The organism is Acidovorax delafieldii (genome assembly GCF_007993815.1).
Lineage (GTDB): Bacteria > Pseudomonadota > Gammaproteobacteria > Burkholderiales > Burkholderiaceae_C > Acidovorax > Acidovorax delafieldii.
Genome location: NZ_VJWE01000002.1, coordinates 56,856 through 77,347 on the forward strand (window position 1 = coordinate 56,856; position 20,492 = coordinate 77,347).

The following is a 20,492-nucleotide window of genomic DNA, read 5'->3' on the forward strand; positions in this document are numbered from 1 at the left end:
CTTAACGTGCCCAGCGCAGCACCAGCGGGTCCAGCCGCCGTGCGATGCCGATCAGGCCGCGTCGCACCTCAGGGTGCATGGTCGGGAAGGGGTGGCGGCCCGCCTCGCAGGCGATCACGCCGCCTTCCTTCATCAACGCCTTGGCCGTGAGGATGCCGCCCTGGCGGTTTTCGTGGTTGATGAGGGGCAACCAGCGCTGGTAGAGCGCAAAGGCCTGGTCCATGTCGCCCTGGCGGTGCGCCTCAATGATTGGGCGGATGCCGTCGGGGAAGGCGCCGCCCGTCATTGCGCCCGTGGCGCCCGCATCCAGGTCGGCCAGCAGGGTGATGGCCTCTTCGCCGTCCCACGGGCCTTCAATCGCATCGCCGCCCAGGCGGATCAGCTCGCGCAGCTTGCTGGCGGCGCCGGGCACTTCGATCTTGAAGTAGGCCAGGTTCTCGATCTCTTGCGCCATGCGGGCCAGGAAGGGGGCCGACAGCACGGTGCCGCTGGCGGGTGCGTCCTGCACCATGATCGGGATGCGGATCGCATCCGACACACGGGCATAGAACTCGTAGATCTGCGCCTCGGGCACGCGGAAGGTGGCACCGTGGTAGGGCGGCATGACCATCACCATGGCCGCGCCCATGTCCTGCGCGGCGCGGCTGCGCTCGGCGCACACGCGGGTGCCGTAGTGGGTGGTGGTGACGATGACCGGCACGCGGCCCGCCACGTGCTCCAGCGATGTGCGGGTGAGGACTTCGCGCTCGGCATCGGACAGCGAGAACTGCTCGGAGAAGTTGGCCAGGATGCAGACGCCATCCACACCGGCGTCGATCATGAAGTCGAGGCAGCGCTTCTGGCTGTCGAGGTCGAGGCTGCCGTCATCGTGGAAGGTGGTGGGGACGACGGGGAAGATGCCGCGGTAGCGAGGGTTCTGGAGGGAATGGGTGGCTGGCATGGCGGGTGCGGGTAAGAATTTGAGTGAAATATGCCTCTAGCGCTAGTTGAACAAGCGCTGGTAGCTATTGAATCTGTAGCAATTGACTGCGACGAGCGCCTCAGTGGGGCACATCAATGCGAGTGGCGGGGCACAGCAGCCCCCCGGCAGCCGACCAAGAAGTCAAAGTCGCAACCATCGTCCGCCTGCAGTACGTGGTCCACATACAGCCGCTGGTAGCCGCCGCGTCCCCCGTTGTCCGTGCCAGCCAATGCGGCCAGGCGTGCTGCCAGTTCCTCGTCGCTGATGTCCAGGTGCAGGCGGCCGTTCTCGCAGTCCAGCTCAATGAAGTCGCCATCGCGCACGGCAGCCAGGGGGCCACCGGCTGCCGCCTCGGGCGCCACGTGCAGCACCACGGTGCCGTAGGCGGTGCCGCTCATGCGCGCGTCGGAGATGCGCACCATGTCCTTCACGCCCTGGCGCAGCAGCTTGGGAGGCAGACCCATATTGCCCACCTCGGCCATGCCGGGGTAGCCCTTGGGGCCGCAGTTCTTGAGCACCATCACGCAGCTGGCGTCGATGTCCAGGTTTTCATCGACGATGCGCTCCTTGTAGTGCTCCAGGTTCTCGAACACCACGGCGCGGCCCCGGTGCTTGAGCAGTTCGGGCGATGCGGCCGAGGGCTTGAGCACCGCACCACGCGGCGCCAGGTTGCCGCGCAGGATGCAGATGCCGCCGTCGGCAATCAGCGGGTTGCTGATCGGGCGGATCACCTCGTCGTTGTATTGGGGCGCTTCGCGCACGTTGTCCCACAGGCTCCTGCCGTTGACGGTGAGGGCGTTGGGGTGGGGCAGCAGGCCGCTCTCGCCCAGGCGGCGCAGCACGGCGGGCAGGCCGCCCGCGTAGTAGAACTCTTCCATCAGGAAGCGGCCCGAGGGCTGCAGGTCTACCAGCGTGGGCGTGCCACGGCCAATGCGCGTCCAGTCTTCCAGATCCAACTGCACGCCGATGCGGCCTGCGATGGCCTTGAGGTGGATGACCGCGTTGGTGGAGCCGCCGATGGCGGCGTTGGTGCGGATGGCGTTCTCGAAGGCTTCGCGCGTGAGAATTTTGGAGAGCGTGAGCCCTTCGTGCGCCATTTCAACGATCCGTTTGCCCGACATGTGGGCCAGCACATACCGGCGCGAGTCAACCGCCGGTATGGCTGCGTTGTGCGGCAGCGATGTGCCCAGCGACTCGGCCATGCAGGCCATGGTGCTGGCCGTGCCCATGGTGTTGCAGGTGCCGGCAGAGCGGGACATGCCGGCCTCGGCCGCGAAGAACTGGTGCTCGTTGATCTCGCCGGCTTTCAGCGACTCGTGCAGGCGCCACACGGCCGTGCCCGAGCCGATGTCCTTGCCGTCGAGCTTGCCGTTGAGCATGGGCCCGCCCGTGACCACGATGGCGGGTAAATCACAGCTGGCCGCGCCCATCAGCAGGGCAGGCGTGGTTTTGTCGCAGCCCACCAGCAGCACTACCGCGTCGATGGGGTTGCCGCGAATGGCCTCTTCCACATCCATGCTGGCCAGGTTGCGCGTGAGCATGGCCGTGGGCCGCAGGTTGGATTCGCCGTTGGAGAACACCGGGAACTCGACGGGGAAGCCACCCGCCTCGTAGATGCCGCGCTTCACATGCTCGGCGATCTTGCGAAAGTGGGCGTTGCACGGGGTCAGCTCGGACCAGGTGTTGCAGATGCCGATCACGGGGCGGCCGTCGAACGCGTGGTCGGGGATGCCCTGGTTCTTCATCCAGCTGCGGTACATGAAGCCGTTTTTGTCGGCCGTGCCGAACCATTCGGCGGAGCGGAGTTTGCGCTTTGGGGTGGTCATGGTGGGGTGCGAGAGAAAGAGAAGAAATGAAGAGTCAACGGGCCTTGCCCGAGCGGTGCGAAAGCAGCCGCTGCAGCAGACAGAAAGCGAACAGCAGCACACCGACGACGATGCGCGTCCACCAGGAGCTGAGCGTGCCGTCGAAGGAAATCAGGGTCTGGATGATTCCGAGCATGAGCACGCCAAACAGCGTGCCCGCCACATAGCCCACGCCACCCGTGAGCAGTGTTCCGCCAATGACCACGGCGGCAATCGCGTCCAGCTCCATGCCCACGGCATGCAGGCCATAGCCCGACAGCATGTAGAACGTGAACACCACGCCCGCCAGTGCTGAGCAAAAGCCCGACAGCGTGTAGACGCCAATGAGCGTGCGGCGCACCGGCAGGCCCATGAGCACAGCCGAGTGCTCGCTGCCGCCCACCGCATACACGCTGCGGCCAAACGGCGTGCAGTGCGCCACGAACAGGGCCACCAGCAGCACGGCGATGGCAATGAGCGCGCCCAGCGAGAGCGATGCGCCTTCCCACAGCGGCAAGCGCCACTGGGCCAGCTCGGAGTAGCCCTCGTGGGTGATGCTGATGGAATCGATGCTGATCAGGTAGCACAGCCCCCGCGCCAGGAACATGCCTGCCAGCGTGACGATGAAGGGCTGGAGCCGAAAGCGCTCGATGAGGAAGCCCATGAACGCGCCAAATGCTGTGCCCATCAGCAGCACCAGCGGGATGGCGACCATGGGGTTCCAGCCCCGGTGTTCCACCAGCGCGGCCAGCACCATGGTGGTCAGCGCCACCACCGATCCCACCGAGAGGTCGATCCCGCCCGACAGGATCACGAACGTCATGCCCACCGCCACGATGATGAGGAAGGCGTTGTCGATCAGCAGGTTGAGGAACACCTGGGCCGAGAAGAACCCGGTGTACAGCACCGAGCCCAGCGTGGCCATGGCCACGAACAGCGAAATGGTGGCGGCCAGCGGCAGGTACTTGGGGTTGAACCGCGCGCGCTCGGTGGTGGCCTGTGGGGCAGGGTGGTTCACGGTGCCGAAGCCTGCGGTCTTGGGTACGGCGCTCATGGCAAAGCTCCCGCGCCGGGGCGGCGTGCCAGGGCTCCCACTTGCGCCCGGAACTCGGGCGACTGCAGCAGCATCACGATGAACACCACCACGGCCTTCACCACCAGGTTGATCTCGGGCGGCACGCCCAGCGAGTAGATGGCGTAGGTCAGCGTCAGGATGATGAGCGCGCCAATCACGCTGCCCACCAGGCTGAAGCGGCCGCCGGTGAGGGCAGTGCCACCCAGCGTGACGGCCAGGATGGCGTCCAGCTCCAGCAGCTGCCCGGCGTTGTTGCCGTCCGCGCTCTTCACGTTGGAGCTGATCAGCAACCCCGCAATACCCGCGCACACACCGCAGAACACATAGGCCGCCACGATAAGCCGCCCCGCCTGCACGCCCGCCACCCGCGCCGCCGTGGGGTTGATGCCCACCGCCTGGATGAACAGGCCCAGCGCCGTGCGCGTGATGGCGAGGTACAGCACCACGAAGACTGCGGTCACTACGAACACGGAGAACGGCAGCCCTGCCAAGTACCCACCGCCCATGAAGAAGTAGGGCGTGTAGTAGATGGTGATGATCTGCCCGTCGGTGATGAGCTGGGCAATGCCCCGGCCCGCCACCATGAGGATCAGTGTGGCAATGATGGGCTGCATGCCCACCTTGGCGACCAGCACGCCATTCCACAGCCCGCACAGCAGCGCCACGCCGATGGCGCCCAGGATAGCGACGGGCAGTGGAAACCGGCTCTCGGTGCCCGACACCGAGCCGCCGATCAGCCACGCTGCCACGGCCGCTGCAATGGCCACCGTCGCGCCCACCGAAATATCGATGCCGCGCGTTGCGATCACAAGCGTCATGCCCAGCGAAACCAGCACCAGCGGTGCGGCGCGGTTCAGTATGTCGATGAGGCTGCCGTACAGGTGCCCTTCGCGCCATTCGATGTGCAGAAAACTGGCGTTGAAAGCCGTATTGATGGCCAGCAGGAGCAGCAACGTGACGGCGGGCCACGCCAAGCGGTGTCGCATCAGCGCGGCCAAAAGGGAGGGAGAGGGGGAACGTTCAAGCATGTTCTGCGGCGATGAGTTCGTAGACGGCGTCTTCGCTGCTGCCCGCAGGCAGCTCACCCACCTTGTGGCGGTCGCGGAGCACCACGATGCGGTGCGCCACGCGCACCACCTCGCTCATTTCGGAAGAGATGAACAGCACGGCCATGCCCGCCTGGGCCAGGCGCAGGATCTGGTCCATGATTTCCTGCTTGGCGGCCACGTCGATGCCGCGTGTGGGTTCGTCCAGAATCAACAGGCGCGGCTCGATGGCCATCCAGCGCGCGAGGATCGCCTTTTGCTGGTTGCCACCCGAGAGCAAGCCGATGGGCTTGTCCACACTCTCGGTCTTGATACCCAGCAGCTCCACATAGCGTTCGGCCAGCGCCGTCTGCTCGGCGCGCGAAAGGAACTTGCTCACACCCATGCGCGCCTGCAGCGCCAGCGCAATGTTCTCGCGCACCGACAGCTCGGCCACGATGCCGTCGGTCTTGCGCTCTTCGGGGCACAGGGCGAGGCCATGGCGGATGGCGTCCATGGGGTTGGTAAACTTCACCACCTGCCCGTCGATGCGCAGCGCGCCCCGGTCGGGCTGCTCCAGGCCGAACAGCAGGCGCGCCAGCTCGGTGCGGCCCGAGCCCAGCAGTCCCGCCAAGCCCACCACCTCGCCCGCGCGGATCAGCAGGTCCAGCGGCTGCAGTTGCGTGTCCTGCCCCAGGCCCTCGGTTTGCAGCAGCGTGGCCTGGCGGCTGTCCACGGAGGGCGCTGGTGCGGGTTGCTCCGACGCTGCGGCCAGGTCGCGGCCCAGCATGGCTGCGATCAGTGCCTGTGGCCCCAGGTCTTTGGCCAGCCACTCGCCCACCCAGCTGCCGTTGCGCAGCACGGTGATGCGGTCGGACACGGCATACACCTGGTTCAGGAAATGCGTCACAAAGACGATGGACGGTCCCTCGCTGCGCAGGCGCCGCAGCACCTCGAAGAGCTTTTGCACTTCGTCGTCGTCCAGGCTGGAGGTGGGCTCATCCAGGATCAACACACGCGATTCGATGCTGAGTGCGCGCGCAATCGCCACCAGCTGCTGCACGGCCACGGGGTAGTCCGACAGCAGGCGCGTCACGTCGATCTGCAGCCCGATGCGCTCCACCAGATCGCGGGCGCGCTGGTGCAGCGTGGCCCAGTCGATGCGAAAGCCCTGCGCGATGCCGCAGCGCGGGTAGCGGCCCGCAAAGATGTTCTCGGCCACCGAGAGGTTGGGGCAGAGGTTGACCTCCTGGTACACGGTGCTAATGCCCAGGCGCTGCGCCGCCAGCGGCGAGTCCGGCCACACCGCTTTTCCGCCCAGCCGCATCTGCCCGCCGCTGGCCTCCAGCACGCCCGTCAGCACCTTGATCAGCGTGGACTTGCCCGCACCGTTTTGCCCCATCAGCGCATGGATCTCGCCAGGGTAGAGGTTGAGCTGCACATCGCGCAGCACGGTGATGCCCGCAAACTGTTTGTGGATGCCCGAAAGCTGCAGCACAGGCGCGGCAGCGGGGGCGTGAACGGTGGATGCGTCCATGGAAACCGTCATGCCTTGTTCTTGTTGTAGACATCCACGAGCACGGCGGCCAGCAGCACGACGCCCTTGATGACCTGCTGGTAGTCGATGCCGATGCCCAGGATGGACATGCCGTTGTTCATCACGCCCATCACAAAGGCGCCGATGACCGCGCCCATCACCTTGCCCACGCCGCCCGATGCCGATGCGCCGCCGATGAAGCAGGCCGCAATCACGTCCAGCTCAAAACCCAGGCCCGCCTTGGGCGTGGCGGTGTTGAGCCGCGCCGCAAAAACCAGCCCGGCCAGGGCGGCCAGCACGCCCATGTTGATGAAGGCATACAGCGTGAGCCGCTCGGTCTTGATGCCCGAGAGCTTGGCCGCCTTCTCGTTGCCGCCCATGGCGTAGATGCGGCGGCCGATGGTCGTGCGGCTGGTAACAAAGTCGAACAGCACGATCAGCAGCGCCATCACGATGAGTACGTTGGGCAGGCCCTTGTATGAGGCCAGGAGGTAGCTGAAGTACACCAGCAGCCCGCCAAAAACGATGGTGCGGGCGATGAACAGACCCGCAGGCTCTGTCTGCACGCCGTGGCACAGCCGGTTGGCGCGCTGGCGCAGGCCACCCACGGCCAGGGCTGCGGCCACTGCGGCGCCCAGCAGCAGCGAGGTCAGGCGCAGCCCCTCCACGCTGAACAGGTCGGGGATGAAACCCGAGCTGAGCATCTGGAATGCCGAGGGGAACGGCCCCACCGACTGCCCCGCCAGCAGCGCCAGCGCCAGGCCCTTGAACACCAGCATGCCCGCCAGCGTGACGATGAACGAGGGGATGCGCGAGAAGGCCACAAACCCGCCTTGAATGGCGCCGATGAGGCCGCCGCACAGCAGGCACACCAGCGTCGCGGGCACAAAGTGCCAGTTGTATTCGACCATCAGCACCGCAGCCAGTGCGCCGATGAAACCACACACCGAGCCCACCGACAGGTCGATGTGCCCGGCCACGATGACCAGCAGCATGCCCAGCGCCATGATGACGATGTAGCTGTTCTGCAGCACCAGGTTGGTGAGGTTCAAGGGCTGCATCAGCGTGCCCTCGGTCATGTACTGGAAGAAGCCCATGATGGCCACCAGCGTGATCAACATGCCGTATTCGCGCAGGTTGTGCTGCAGGTGCTGCAGCAGCGACTTGTCGTGCCGCGCCGCTGCTGTCGGGTTGCCGTCGGCCAGCGTGCTGGCGGGGGGATGGGTGGTCTGGCTCATATCAACTGGCTTTCACAATCGCTCGCATGATTCGTTCTTGGGATGCTTCGGCCGTCGGCATCTCGGCCACAAAGCGGCCTTCGTTCATCACATAGATGCGGTCCGTGATGCCCAGCAGCTCAGGCATTTCGGAGGAGATCACGATCACGCATTTGCCCTCGGCCGCTAGCTGGGCGATGAGGGTGTAGATCTCGTACTTGGCGCCCACGTCGATGCCGCGCGTGGGCTCGTCGAGGATGAGCACTTCGGGGCTGGTGAACAGCCATTTGCTCAGCACCACTTTTTGCTGGTTGCCGCCCGAGAGGTTCAGCGTCTTCTGGTCCACGCCCGAGCAGCGGATGCGCAGCTTCTCGCGGTAGTCCTGTGCCACGCGGTGTTCCTGACCGCTGTCGATCACGCTGGCGAACGACACGCCCGGCAGGTTGGCCAGCGAGGTGTTGAACTGGATGTCTTCGTTCAGCACCAGGCCATTGCCCTTGCGGTCTTCGGTCACATAGGCCAGGCCATGGCGCACGGCCTTTTCCACCGTGCTCACGTCGATGGGCTGCCCGTGCAGCCGCACTTCGCCGCTGATGCGCTGGCCCCAAGAGCGGCCGAAGATGCTCATGGCCAGCTCGGTGCGGCCTGCGCCCATCAGGCCCGCAATGCCCACAATCTCGCCGCGCCGCACGTTCAGGTCGATCCCCTTGAGGTGCTCGCGGTCGCTGCGCTGCGGGTGGTGGGCGCGCCAGTTGCGCACCTCAAAAACAATGTCACCCACTTGCGGCTGACGCTGGGGGTAGCGGTCGCTCATCTCGCGGCCCACCATGGCCTGGATCACGCGATCTTCGCTCACCGGGCCCTCGCGGCAGTCCAGCATCTGCACGGTGCTGCCGTCGCGCAGCACGGTGATGGCATCCGCCACGCGCGAGATCTCGTTGAGCTTGTGCGAGATCAGGATGCAGGTAATGCCCTGGGCTTTCAGCTCCAGCAGCAGGTCCAGCAGGGCCTGGCTGTCGTTTTCGTTCAGGCTGGCGGTGGGCTCGTCCAGGATCAGCAGGCGCACCTTGCGCGACAGCGCCTTGGCAATTTCCACCAGCTGCTGCTTGCCCACACCCAGCTGGCCCACTGGTGTGTCAGGCGACTCGCGCAGGCCCACCTTGTGCAGCAGCGCCTGTGCGCGGCTGTGCGCGGCCATCCAGTCGATGACGCCGTGCCGCGCGGTTTCGTTGCCAAGAAAGATGTTCTCGGCAATCGACAGCAGCGGCACCAGCGCCAGCTCTTGGTGAATGATGATGATGCCCAGGTGCTCGCTGTCGCGGATGCCCGCAAATTCGCGCTCCTGCCCGTCGAACAGGATCTGGCCGCTGTAGCTGCCGTGCGGGTACACACCCGAGAGCACCTTCATCAGCGTGGATTTGCCCGCCCCGTTTTCGCCGACGATGGCATGGATCTCCCCAGCCTGCACCTGCAGGTTGACCTGGTTCAGCGCCACCACGCCGGGGAAGGTTTTGCGGATGTTCCGCATTTCAAGAAGCATGGTCTCTCAGTCTGTTGGCGGGGCCTTGGGCCCCATCCCGGTTGCACGCCGCCTGCGCTGCCCCAGCAGCATTCGCAGGCGGCGGCTCTACATGCAGAAGCCGCTCGCGCTCACTTGATTTGGGACTCTTTGTAGTAGCCACTGCCGACCAGCACCGTGTTCCAGTTGGATACGTCCACCGACACGGGCTTGAGCAGGTACGAGGGCACCACCTTCACGCCGTTGTTGTAGGTCTTGGTGTCGTTGATCTCGGGCTGCTTGCCTGTCAGTACGGCGTCCACCATGTTGGCGGCCACCTTGGCCAGCTCGCGGGTGTCCTTGAACACGGTGGAAGACTGTTCGCCCTTGAGGATGGACTTGATGGAAGGCACCTCAGCGTCCTGGCCGCTGACCACGGGGCAGGGCTGCTGGGCGGTGCAGTAGCCCACGCCCTTGAGGGAGGACAGGATGCCGATGGAGATGCCGTCATAGGGCGACAGCACCGCATGCACCTTGTCCTTGCCGTAGTAGGCCGACAGCAGGTTGTCCATGCGCGCCTGGGCCACCGAGCCATCCCAGCGCAGCGTGCCCACCTTGTTCATGCCGGTCTGCTTGCTGCGCACCACCAGCTTGCCGCTGTCGATGTAGGGCTGCAGCACGCTCACGGCGCCGTCGTAGAAGAAGAAGGCGTTGTTGTCGTCCGGCGAGCCGCCGAACAGTTCAATGTTGAACGGGCCCTTGCCTTGCTTGAGGCCCAGCTTGTCCACGATGGAGGTGGCCTGCAGCACGCCGACCTGGAAGTTGTCGAACGTGGCGTAGTAGTCCACGTTCTTCGAGCCCTTGATGAGACGGTCGTACGCAATGACCTTCACGCCCTTGTCGGCCGCGTTTTGCAGCGCCTTGGACAGCGTTGTGCCGTCAATCGACGCGATCACCAGCACCTTGGCACCCTTGGTGATCATGTTCTCGATCTGCGCGAGCTGGTTGGGGATGTCGTCTTCGGCGTACTGCAGGTCGGTCTTGTAGCCCCGGTCCTTGAGCACCTTGACCATGTTGTCGCCATCGGCAATCCAGCGCGCCGAGGACTTGGTGGGCATCGAGATGCCGATGGTGCCCTTGTCCTGGGCCGATGCCACGGACGTGGCGCCAATGGCAGCCAGTGCCACGGTGGCCAGCACGGCCTTGAAAATTGCACGCTTCATTTGAGTCTGTCTCCTGATGTTGTTTTGATTTGATTGCCGCTTGGATGCGTCACAGCCTTACGAAACTGTCGCGGCCCAGTGCCAGAGCCACCGCCCAAGGGCCGCCCCGCCGGGCCGGTGGCGTCCCCCTTCCCGCATCGCGCAGCGATGTGAGAGAAAGGGGGAAGGCGCGCACCGCCTCAGGGGGTTAATACTTGCGGTTAGGCATTTCCTTCGCCGCCACTTCCATCGGGAAGATGCCTTCTTCGGTCACGATGCGCTTGGGAACGGCCTTGCCAGCCTTGATGTCCTTGACGGCGCTCATCAGCTGCGGGCCCAGCAGGGGGCTGCATTCCACGCTCACGTTGAGCTTGCCGGCGATCATGGCCTCGAAGGCGCCCTTCACGGCGTCGATGGAGATGATCACGATGTCCTTGGCAGGCTTCATGCCGGCCTCTTCGATGGCCTGGATGGCGCCAATCGCCATGTCGTCGTTGTGCGCGTACAGCACATTGATCTTCTTGCCCTCGGCCTTCAGGAAGGCTTCCATCACTTCCTTGCCCTTGGCACGGGTGAAGTCGCCGGTCTGGCTGCGGATGATCTTGAACTTGGGGTCGGCCTTGATGACTTCTTCAAAGCCCTTCTTGCGGTCGATGGCAGGGGCCGAGCCCACGGTGCCTTGCAGCTCGACGATGTTGACCTCGCCCTTCTGGTCCTTCATCTTCTCCACCAGCCAGCGGCCGGCCTTGCGGCCTTCTTCCACAAAGTCCGAGCCCATGAAGGTCACATAGAGCGACGTGTCCTTGGTGTTCACCGCGCGGTCGGTCAGCACCACGGGGATCTTGGCGGCCTTTGCCTCGCGCAGCACGGGCTCCCAGCCGGACTCGACCACGGGCGAGAACGCAATCACGTCCACCTTCTGCGCGATGAACGAGCGGATGGCCTTGATCTGGTTCTCCTGCTTTTGCTGTGCGTCCGAGAACTTCAGTTCGATGCCCGCCTCCTTGGCGGCCGACTTGATGGACTCGGTGTTGGCGGTGCGCCATTCGCTCTCGGCCCCCACCTGGCTGAAGCCCAGCACGAGGGGCTTTTGCGCCCAGGCGGTGCCGGGCAGCAAGGCGGCCACGGGCACGCTGGCCAAGGCGGCAGCAACGGTGCGGCGGTTCATTTTCATCATCTTGTCTCCTGTCTGTAATGGTTGGTTGACGATGGTTGCGGGATGGAAAAAGGAACGAAAAGGGAGCCTGGTGACTTAGGCCAGCATGTAGCCCGTCTTGACCATGGTGTAGAACTCGGCGGCATAGCGCCCCTGCTCGCGGGCGCCGTAGCTGGATTCCTTGCGGCCGCCAAACGGCACATGGAAGTCCACACCCGCCGTGGGCAGGTTCACCATGGTCATGCCCACGGCAGCGTGGCGCTTGAAGTGCATGGCGCGCTTGAGCGACGTGGTACAGATGCCCGCACACAGGCCAAAGGGCGTGTCGTTGGCCAAGGCCAGTGCGTGCTCGTAGTCGTCAGCCCGCAGCACGCAGGCCACGGGGCCAAAGATTTCCTCGCGCGCCACGCGGTGCTCCGGGCGGGCCAGGAAGAGGGCTGGGCTCATGTAATGGCCTGGGGTGGGGCGCTCCAGGCGCTCGCCACCCCAGACATGCTCCGCTCCCTCATTGCGCGCAATGTCGATGTAGTCCAGGTTCTGTGCCAGCTGGTTGTCGTCCACCACCGGGCCCATCTCGGTGCCATGCTCCAGCGCGTGGCCCACCTTCAGGCTGGCCAGCCGGTTGCGCAGGCGCGCCACAAAGGCGTCGTGCACCTCGGCCTCGACGATGAGGCGGCTCGATGCGGTGCAGCGCTGGCCGGTGGAGAAATACGAGCCCTGCAGCGCGCAGTCCACCGCCTGGTCCAGGTCGGCGTCGGCCAGCACGATGAGCGGGTTCTTGCCGCCCATCTCCAGTTGCACCTTGGCGCGGCGCTGGCTGGCGGCGCGCAAGATGCGGTCGCCCGTGGCGACTGATCCGGTAAAGCTCAGCGCATTGACCAGCGGGTGGTCCACCAGCGTCTGGCCCACCTCGCGGCCGCTGCCCATGACGAGGTTGAAGGCACCGGCGGGCAGGCCGCTGCGGCTGATGATTTCGGCCAGCGCCCAGCCACAGGCGGGCACCAGCTCGGCGGGCTTGAACACCACGGTGTTGCCGTATGCCAGGGCCGGGGCGATCTTCCAGGCCGGGATGGCGAAGGGGAAGTTCCACGGCGCGATGATGCCCACCACGCCCACGGGCTCGCGGGTTACGTCCACCTGCACGCCCTGGCGTACAGAGGCCAGCAGTTCGCCCTGGATGCGCAGCGCCTCGCCCGCAAAAAACTTGAAGATCTGCCCGCCGCGCGCCACCTCGGCGATGCCTTCGGGCAGCGTCTTGCCTTCTTCACGCGCCAGCAGCGCACCCAGCTCGTCCTTGCGCGCCAGCAGCTCGCTGCCAATCATGTCCAGCACGTCGGCGCGGCGTTGGGGTGTGCTCTGGCTCCAGGTGGGCAGGGCGTCGGCCGCCGCGCGCACGGCCAGTTCGGTCTGGTTGCGGTCGGCGCGGGCGTATTCGGCCACCACCTCGCGGGTGTCCGACGGGTTGGTGCTGATGCCGGTGGTGGTGCCGATTTCCCACCGGCCGTTGATCAGGTGCCGGGGGCTGAGCTGGAGGTCGCCAAGCTTCATGGAGAGAGGCCTTTGTTGCAGTTGCGGCGAAGTCTATGGAAGGTTTTGATATCAATCCAATCGTTTTTTAGACAAAATACATATCGTTCTTTGCATTCTGGAAAACCCCTCCTTTTTCTCGCCCTCCCTTCCTTCCGTCCATCCATTCATGAGCACCTACAACCACTGGTTCATCCGCGCCCGCCTCAAGACGCGCCAACTGCTGCTGCTGGTGGCCCTGGCCGAAGAGGGCAACATCCACCGCGCCGCCCAGGTGCTCAGCATGACGCAGCCGGCCGCCTCCAAGCTGCTCAAGGACCTGGAGGATGTGCTGGAGGTGTCGCTGTTTGACCGCCTGCCACGCGGCATGCGCCCCACCTGGTACGGCGAAACCATGATCCGCCACGCCCGCATGGCCCTGGCCAACCTGAACCAGGCGCACGATGAGATCGGCGCGCTCAAGCGTGGGCACTACGGCCAGGTAGGCATTGGCGCCATCACCTCACCCGGCCTGAGTCTGCTGCCCGCCGCCGTGGCACAGGTCAAGCAGGAGCACCCCAGCCTGCGCATTTCGCTGGACATCGAAACCAGCCCCGTGCTGCTGGAGCGGCTGGAGCAGGGCAAGCTCGACATCGTGGTGGGCCGCCTCTACGAGGAGCACGATAAGGAGAACCTGCGCTACGAGTCGCTGACGGAGGAGCTCGTCTGCGCCATGACGCGCCCGGGCCACCCGCTGTCGAGCATGACCGGGTTGACGCTGCGCGATGTGGTGTCGGCCAGCTGGATCGTGCCGCCTGCGGGCAGCGTGCTGCGGCACCGGTTTGACCTGATGTTCCAGCAGGACGGGCTGGCGCCGCCGCTGCACACGGTGGAGACATCGGCGCTGTTGTTCATCACGCGCATGCTGCAGCAGAGCGACATGATTGCGGTGGTGGCGGAGGATGTGGCGCGCTATTACGCGGCGCATGGGATCGTGACGGTGTTGCCGCTGGCGATGCCGTGCCATATGGATGCGTTCGGGATCATCACGCGGTCGGACCGGCTGTTGTCGCCGGCGGCGAAGGTGATGATGAAGGCGTTGAAGCAGACGAGTCTGGTGCAGTATGGGCGGCGGTTGGAGGTGGGGGATTGATGGTTTTGGGTGTTATTGGCTGGATGCGCTAGTGGAATATGCGCGGATAGCTATTGATTTTGTAGCGTTTTGTTGTTGACGCTGATTTGGGCGCATGCCTGGTTTGAGGGCGGAGGCCGGGAGTCGCCCCGGCGGGCGAGGTACTTTTCTTTGCTTCGCCAAAGAAAAGTACCCAAAAGAAAGGCGACCCCCAGTCTGCGACCCCTTCGCTGTGCGAAGGGGCAAACCTGCGGCGGGGCGGTTGCGGGGTGCGTCGTGGAACTCGCTCTGCGCTGCGCGCGCCGCTCGGACATCCACGGCGAGTCAGTTCACGAAGCATGGGCGCTTCGACGCCCATGCCACCCCGCAACCGCCCCGCCGCAGGCGCAGCCAGCAGGGGTGGGGAGCCGAACATCCAAACAGCCACACGGGCCATCGCTGCGCTCGGCCCCGCCTGCGCAGCGTGTGGCGCTTGCGCCCGCGAGACGGGGCCGAGCGCAGCGCAGCGAAGCAATGGCCCGAGTGGATGTCCCTCGGGTTCCCTTCTGGATGCGCCTGGGGCGCGCAGGGTGCGGGGTGGCATGTGTGCCGAAGGACACACATGCTTCGTGAACTGACTCACCGCAGTTGGTCGAGCGAAGCGCCGCAGGCGCGCAGCGAGTTCTGCGGTGCACCCCGTGACCGAGCACCCCAGGTTGCCCCGTAGCGAAGCGCAGGGGTCGCAGACAGTAGGGTCGCCCTTTCTTTGGTGACTTTCTTTCGGCGACGCGAAAGAAAGTTACTCGCACGCCGGGCGACTCCCGGCCTCCGCCCTCAACCCGAGCACGCCGCCAGACCAGCGCCCAAACTCAAAAACTACAAAAACAATAGCTGCCAGCGCTTGATGGATAAGCGCCAGAGCCCAAAAAAACTTCAAAAAATCAAACCCATCCCGCATCCACCTTGAACTCCTGCGCCGTACACATCGCCGCATCGTCCGACGCCAAAAACAACACCATCCGCGCAATGTCATGCGGCCGCAGCTTGTCCGGCAAACACTGGTTGCGCGCCAGCTCCTTCTCGCCCTCGGCGTCCAGCCACAGCTTGATCTGCCGCTCCGTCATCACCCACCCCGGCGACACCGTGTTAATGCGGATCCGGTCCTGCCCCAGCGTCTTGGCCAGCCCGCGCGTGAGGCCGTTCACCGACGACTTGGCAATCGCATAGCAGGGGTAGCCCGTGCCCTTGCCCTGCCAACCGGTGGAGCCCAGGTTGATCACCGAGCCCGCGCCCAGCCTGCGCATGCCGGGCACCACGGCCTGGATGGCGAAGAAGGCGGGGCGCTCGTTGATGGCCATGCGCTCGTCGTAGTACTCGGGCGTTACGGATTCGAGCGTGTGCCGGTCATCGCTGGCCACGTTGTTCACCAGCACTGCAAAGTCGCTGCCCAGCTCGGCCGCCGCTTCGGCCACACAGGCTTGCAGGGCGTTCACATCGCGCACATCGCACACACGCCACCAGGGGCGGGGCAGGCCTGCGTCGGCAATGTGCTGAGCCAGGGCTTCGCTGGCGTTGCGCGCCACGTCCACAAACGCCACGCGGGCACCTTGTTCGGCAAACGCCGCAACGATGGCCGCGCCAATGCCGCTGCCGCCGCCCGTCACAAACACGGCGCGGCCTTGCAGGCTGGGGAATTTCGCCAGGCCCTGGGGGGCGCCGGTGGCGTCGGTCGACGAAGAGGAGGGGGTAAAAAGCTGTGTCATATCAATATTGCAATCAATCAATGGCAAAAAAATTCATTTCAAGCATCAATTGGCGTTGATAAGATGCCGCTCGTCAAGTGCCTGGCGGCAGGCCGATGCAAAAAAACGACCGGAGACAACCAACGTGCGCCCTTCGCTGGATACCCCCATCCCACCGTCCAGCGGCGCGTCCGCCTCTGCTCCCACAACAACCGGCGCCGTGCGCTGCGTGGTCGCGCTGGGCAACGCACTGGGTGAGGGGGTGATGTGGTCCGTGCGCGAGCAGGCCGTGTACTGGGTGGACATCCTGCAGCGCGAACTGCACCGCTGGGACCCTTCCACCGGCGGCCACCAGCGTTGGACGTTTGATGAAGAAATCTCCGCCGTCGCCGAGCGCGCCAACGCACCCGGCTTCATCGTCACCCTGCGCCGGGGCTTTGCGCTGTTCGACCCCGCTGCCGACATCGCCCCGCGCTACCTGCACCAGCCCGAGCCAGAGCGCACCGGCAACCGATTCAACGACGGCAAGTGCGACGCCCAGGGGCGCTTCTGGGGCGGCAGCATGGACTTTGCGTGCGAGGCCCCCACGGGTGCGCTCTACACCTACACCGCCGGCGGCCACTGCGTGCGGCACGACGATGGTTTTGTCGTGACCAACGGCCCCACCTGGGCCACCACCGCGCAAGGCCCGGCCATGTTTTTCAACGACACGGTGCAGGGCACCACCTACCGCTACCGCTGCGACCCGGCCACTGGCACCGTGAGCGACAAGACCTTGTGGAAGCGCTGGCCCGCGGCTGACGGCGTGCCCGACGGCATGACCACCGATGCGCAGGGCCGCCTGTGGGTGGCGCACTGGGGTGGCGGCTGCGTCACCTGCCACGACGCCGACACGGCCGACGAGCTGGCCCGCATCACGCTGCCCGTAAGCCAGGTCACCAACTGCGCCTTTGGCGGTGCGGACCTGCGCACGCTGTACATCACCTCGGCCCGCACCGGTCTCACGCCCGAGCTGCTCGCGACCGAGCCGCTGGCCGGGGCACTGTTTGCCGTGGACATCAGCACGCCCGGCCTGCCCGCGCATCTGTTTGGCGGCTGATGCCGGCCCCGCGCGCAGCAGCGAGGCCCATGGCTCCGCCTCTTCTTTTCTCCATCCCGTAGAAAGCACACCGCCCATGACCGAGGCCTCTTCATCCCACCCAATCGTCTGGCTGCACCACGCGGGGCAGCATCTGGGCCTGGTGCCCACACTGGGCGGCAGCGTGGCGGCCTGGCAGATCGACGACCCGCAAGAGGCTGATGCACGCATCGACCTGTGGCGGCCATGGGATGGCGCCACGCCCGACCTGTACCAGCTTGCATCCTTTGCCATGGTGCCCTGGTCCAACCGCATCAGCGGCGGCGGGTTTGAGCATGCAGGCCAGTTCCACCCCATGCGTCCCAACCGCGTGGGCGAGCCGTACCCCATCCACGGCGACGGGTGGCTGCAGCCCTGGCAGCTGACCCAGCCCGCGCCCGACATGCTGCAGATGCAGCTGCGCTCCGAGCGCTTTGACGGCAACCCCTACGAGTACGAGTGCGTGCAGACCTTCCGGCTGGTGGAGGGCGGCCTGGACCAGTCGGTGCAGGTGCGCCACCTGGGCGCACAGCCGCTGCCGTACGGCCTGGGCCTGCACCCCTGGTTTCCGCGCACGCCCGGCACGCGCATCACGGCGCCGGTGCGGGGCGTGTGGCTGTGTGGCGACGACCCTTTGCCCACGGAGCACACGCAGCACTTCCCGCCCGGCTGGGACTTGAATGCAGGCGCCCCCGCCAACGGCGGCCTGATCGACAACGCCTACACCGGCTGGGGCGGCACCGCGCAGATCGACTGGCCCGAGCGCGGTCTGCGCCTTACCGCCCACATGCCGGACTTTGCCAAGAACGGCGGCGCGGCCCACCACTACTGCCTGGTGTACCGCCCGCCGCAGGGCCCGGCGTTCTGCTTTGAGCCCATCACCCAGCCCATCGACGCCTTTCACCAGCCGGGCCAGCCCGGCCTGCGCACGTTGGCGCAGGGCGAGGTGCTGGCGATGAACGTGTCGTGGCGGTACGGGGCGTTGTGAGCGCCCCGGGGGCGCCCCAGAAGAGGGTTTGTAGAGAAATCAGCCGGTAGCGCTAGTGAATCATGCGCTGGCAGCTATTAAATCGATAGTGAATCAGATCACCCGGAACCCGTGGGTGCCGTCGCGCCCCAGTTGTTCCACCAGCCCGAACTCCCAATCCAGGTAGGCCTGCATCGCCTCGCGCGGGCTGTCGGTGCCTTCGTACGGGCGGCGGTAGCGGTCGATGCGGGGCGAGGCCAGGCGCGTCTCGCCATGCTCCAGCGGCAGGCCCTGGGCGATCCAGGCCAGCGTGCCACCCTCCAGCACCGCCACCTCGGCGCCACCCGTCAGGCGGGCCAGGTCCTGCGCGGCATAGCGTGCCAGCAGGCTGCTGCCGCAGGTCAGCACATAACGCTGCGCCTTGGGAATGCTGGCCACGGCCTGCGCCAGTTGCGAGCGGATCACGAACCACGCGCCGGGGATGTGGCGCTGCACGTAGTTGGCGCTGGTGGTCAGGTCCAGCACGGCGGTGTGGCCGGGGCGCTCTTTGCTTTCTTCGTTCAGCCAGGCCGCCAGTTGTGCGGGCGTGACCCAGGCAATGGGGCCTTCGGGCTCGGGCACGGGGTTGGCCACGGCGCCGGTCTCATTGAAGTCGGCGGCGGGCGCGTCGTCCAGCACCCACACATCCCAGCCCATCTGCGCCAGCCACGATGCGCTCATGTTCGCGCGCACGCCGTCGTCATCCACCAGCACGATGCGCGCGCCACGCACGGCGGCGGTGTGGTCGGTCTCCTGCACCAGCTGGCCGCCGGGCGTGTTGCGAAAGCCGGGCAGGTGGCCTGCGGCAAATTCTTCAGGCGTGCGCACGTCCAGCAGGTAGGTGGTGCGCTGCGCCTCGGCCGCAAAGCGCTCCAGGTCGGCGCGGGTGGCGCGCTGCACGCCCGCGCGGTCGGCCACGCTGCGCGCCTGCTGGGGCGCGCGCTCGCGGTCGGCATGCACGGCGGGGTCAAAGCGGCGGGTGGCGCCGCGCTCCAGCGTCTGGCCGGCCAGCAGCCAGCCGATGGTGCCGTTGCGCAAGGCCGCCACCGGGTTGGGGATGCCCGCGTTCACCAGCGACTGCGTGCCGATGATGCTGCGCGTGCGGCCTGCGCAGTTCACGATGATCTGCGTGGCCGGGTTGGGCGCCAGTGCCTGCGCGCGCAGCACCAGCTCCGCGCCGGGCACGCTCACGCCGGTGGGGATGTTCATGGTGTGGTACTCGTCATACCGCCGCGCATCCAGCACCACGACGTCGGCCTTGGCGTCGATGAGCGCCTGCACCTCTTCGGCCGCCAGCGAGGGCGTGTGGCGCTCGGCCTCCACCAGCTCGCCAAACGATTTGCTGGGCACGTTCACGTCGATGAACAGCTCGCCGCCCGCATCGCGCCAGCCCTGCAGGCCACCGGCCAGCAGCGTCACCTGTGTGTAGCCCAGCTGCTGCAGCTTGCGCGCGGCGGGCTCGGCCAGTCCTTCGCCGTTGTCGTACACCACGATGAAGGTGTCGCGGCGCGGAATGCGCGTCCACGCCTCCAGCTCGATCTTGCCGGCGGGCAGGTTGGCGGCGAACAGCGGGTGGCTCTGGGCAAACGGGTCTTCCTCGCGCACGTCGAGCAAGGCGATTTCCTGGCGGGCGAGCAGGGCCTCGCGAACCTGGTGGAACGAAGTCTGGGGCAGGGCGGGAGCGGTCATGGTCTTGGTGTTGGGTCGGATCGGCTTCAGGCAGCCGGTGCAGGGTTTTTGGACAGGTCCCAGAGGTTGGGCAGGGTGCTGTTGCTGTAGCCCGAGATGAACGGCTTGCGCGTGCCGTCCTCCAGGTACACGCTGCGCTGCACCGCGCCGATGTTGGCGCCGTACACGTGGATGCTGATGGAGGTGTGGCCCTCCCACGCGTTGCTTACGCGGTGCACATCGCCTATGGCAGGGTCGTTGGGCGAGACGGCCTCCACCTGGCCCGGCTGCAGCTGCACGGGCGCGCCCTGCGGTGCCCAGCGGCCGTCGGGCGTGCGGGCATAGGCCTGCGAATCCTCGGCGCCGCGCAGCATGCCGATCAGGCCCCACACGGTGTGGTCATGAATGGGCGTGGCCTGGCCCGGGCCCCACACAAAACTCACGACCGAAAAGCGCCCCAATGCGTCGGCATGCAGCAGGTACTGCTGGTAGCGATCGGGGTGGGGCTGGGCATAGGTGTCGGGCAGCCAGTCGTCATGGGCCACCAGCGTGCGCAGCAGCGTCGCGCCCTGGGTCAGGGTGTCGGGCTCGGGCAGGCGCTGCTCCACCAGCGCGGCCAGCTGCTGCACAAAGTGGCGCAGGCGGGCGGTGTGGGGGGCGGAGGGGGACGTGGGTGGGGTCGATGGGTTGGGCAATGCACTCATGCCCGGTATTGCACCAGCGCCCGGGCTGCCCGCGCGTTGCGTGTTTTGCATATGCATCCCTGTTTTTCTTCGTTCTGTTGCGAGGCGTCTTTCAGTTCAATGCCAATCCATCGTAACGGCGGT

The 20,492-nt window shown here is 66.1% G+C and carries 16 protein-coding genes; 3 read left to right on the forward strand and 13 right to left on the reverse strand.

The window, feature by feature from the left end; genetic code table 11:
* Position 1 precedes the first annotated feature (1 nt).
* From ATF69_RS01200 to ATF69_RS01245, 10 genes are all read right to left on the reverse strand, one after another.
* Complete coding sequence (locus ATF69_RS01200; protein WP_146869648.1) at positions 2-940, reverse strand: dihydrodipicolinate synthase family protein; 939 nt, start codon at positions 938-940, stop codon at positions 2-4.
* 113 nt (positions 941-1,053) lie between these two features.
* Positions 1,054-2,787, reverse strand: coding sequence for an IlvD/Edd family dehydratase (locus ATF69_RS01205; protein WP_146869649.1), 1,734 nt, complete (start codon positions 2,785-2,787; stop codon positions 1,054-1,056).
* A gap of 34 nt (positions 2,788-2,821) precedes the next feature.
* The gene (gene yjfF, locus ATF69_RS01210) at positions 2,822-3,859 is read right to left on the reverse strand and encodes a galactofuranose ABC transporter, permease protein YjfF (protein ID WP_146869650.1); all 1,038 of its coding nucleotides are present in this window, start codon (positions 3,857-3,859) and stop codon (positions 2,822-2,824) included.
* Positions 3,856-4,908: an ABC transporter permease gene (locus tag ATF69_RS01215; RefSeq protein ID WP_146869651.1), complete on the reverse strand. Its 1,053-nt coding sequence runs from the start codon at positions 4,906-4,908 to the stop codon at positions 3,856-3,858. The genes yjfF and ATF69_RS01215 overlap by 4 nt, the downstream gene beginning before the upstream one ends.
* Positions 4,901-6,454 carry a sugar ABC transporter ATP-binding protein gene (locus tag ATF69_RS01220; protein ID WP_244303626.1) on the reverse strand — a complete coding sequence of 518 codons (1,554 nt, stop codon included), beginning with the start codon at positions 6,452-6,454 and terminating at the stop codon, positions 4,901-4,903. Before ATF69_RS01220 ends, ATF69_RS01215 begins: the two co-directional genes overlap by 8 nt.
* Positions 6,451-7,680, reverse strand: coding sequence for a multiple monosaccharide ABC transporter permease (gene mmsB, locus ATF69_RS01225; protein ID WP_146869652.1), 1,230 nt, complete (start codon positions 7,678-7,680; stop codon positions 6,451-6,453). The genes ATF69_RS01220 and mmsB overlap by 4 nt, the downstream gene beginning before the upstream one ends.
* A 1-nt stretch (position 7,681) precedes the next feature.
* Positions 7,682-9,199, reverse strand: a complete 1,518-nt coding sequence (mmsA, locus tag ATF69_RS01230; protein ID WP_108497700.1) for a multiple monosaccharide ABC transporter ATP-binding protein — start codon at positions 9,197-9,199, stop codon at positions 7,682-7,684.
* Between the two features lie 110 nt (positions 9,200-9,309).
* Positions 9,310-10,380 (reverse strand): multiple monosaccharide ABC transporter substrate-binding protein, encoded by a 1,071-nt coding sequence (gene chvE, locus ATF69_RS01235; RefSeq protein WP_146869653.1) that lies wholly within the window; start codon positions 10,378-10,380, stop codon positions 9,310-9,312.
* Between the two features lie 187 nt (positions 10,381-10,567).
* Entirely contained in the window at positions 10,568-11,533 is a 966-nt protein-coding gene (locus ATF69_RS01240) for an ABC transporter substrate-binding protein (RefSeq protein WP_116750363.1), read from the reverse strand.
* Positions 11,534-11,611: 78 nt separating this feature from the next.
* A complete protein-coding gene (locus ATF69_RS01245; protein WP_146869654.1) occupies positions 11,612-13,063 on the reverse strand; it encodes an aldehyde dehydrogenase family protein in 1,452 nt (483 codons plus the stop codon).
* Positions 13,064-13,211: 148 nt separating this feature from the next.
* Here ATF69_RS01245 and ATF69_RS01250 point away from each other — a divergent pair, with 148 nt between their 5' ends.
* Entirely contained in the window at positions 13,212-14,174 is a 963-nt protein-coding gene (locus ATF69_RS01250) for a LysR substrate-binding domain-containing protein (protein ID WP_056067548.1), read from the forward strand.
* A gap of 899 nt (positions 14,175-15,073) precedes the next feature.
* Here ATF69_RS01250 and ATF69_RS01260 read toward each other — a convergent pair.
* The gene (locus ATF69_RS01260; protein ID WP_055401789.1) at positions 15,074-15,895 is read right to left on the reverse strand and encodes an SDR family NAD(P)-dependent oxidoreductase; all 822 of its coding nucleotides are present in this window, start codon (positions 15,893-15,895) and stop codon (positions 15,074-15,076) included.
* Between the two features lie 124 nt (positions 15,896-16,019).
* Between ATF69_RS01260 and ATF69_RS01265 the strand changes: the two genes are divergently transcribed.
* A complete protein-coding gene (locus tag ATF69_RS01265; protein WP_146869656.1) occupies positions 16,020-16,973 on the forward strand; it encodes an SMP-30/gluconolactonase/LRE family protein in 954 nt (317 codons plus the stop codon).
* A gap of 76 nt (positions 16,974-17,049) precedes the next feature.
* A complete protein-coding gene (locus tag ATF69_RS01270; RefSeq protein ID WP_146869657.1) occupies positions 17,050-17,979 on the forward strand; it encodes an aldose 1-epimerase in 930 nt (309 codons plus the stop codon).
* 93 nt (positions 17,980-18,072) lie between these two features.
* Here ATF69_RS01270 and ATF69_RS01275 read toward each other — a convergent pair whose 3' ends face one another.
* The gene (locus tag ATF69_RS01275; protein ID WP_146869658.1) at positions 18,073-19,686 is read right to left on the reverse strand and encodes a rhodanese-related sulfurtransferase; all 1,614 of its coding nucleotides are present in this window, start codon (positions 19,684-19,686) and stop codon (positions 18,073-18,075) included.
* A gap of 26 nt (positions 19,687-19,712) precedes the next feature.
* Positions 19,713-20,369 (reverse strand): cysteine dioxygenase family protein, encoded by a 657-nt coding sequence (locus ATF69_RS01280; protein WP_146869659.1) that lies wholly within the window; start codon positions 20,367-20,369, stop codon positions 19,713-19,715.
* Positions 20,370-20,492 lie beyond the last annotated feature (123 nt).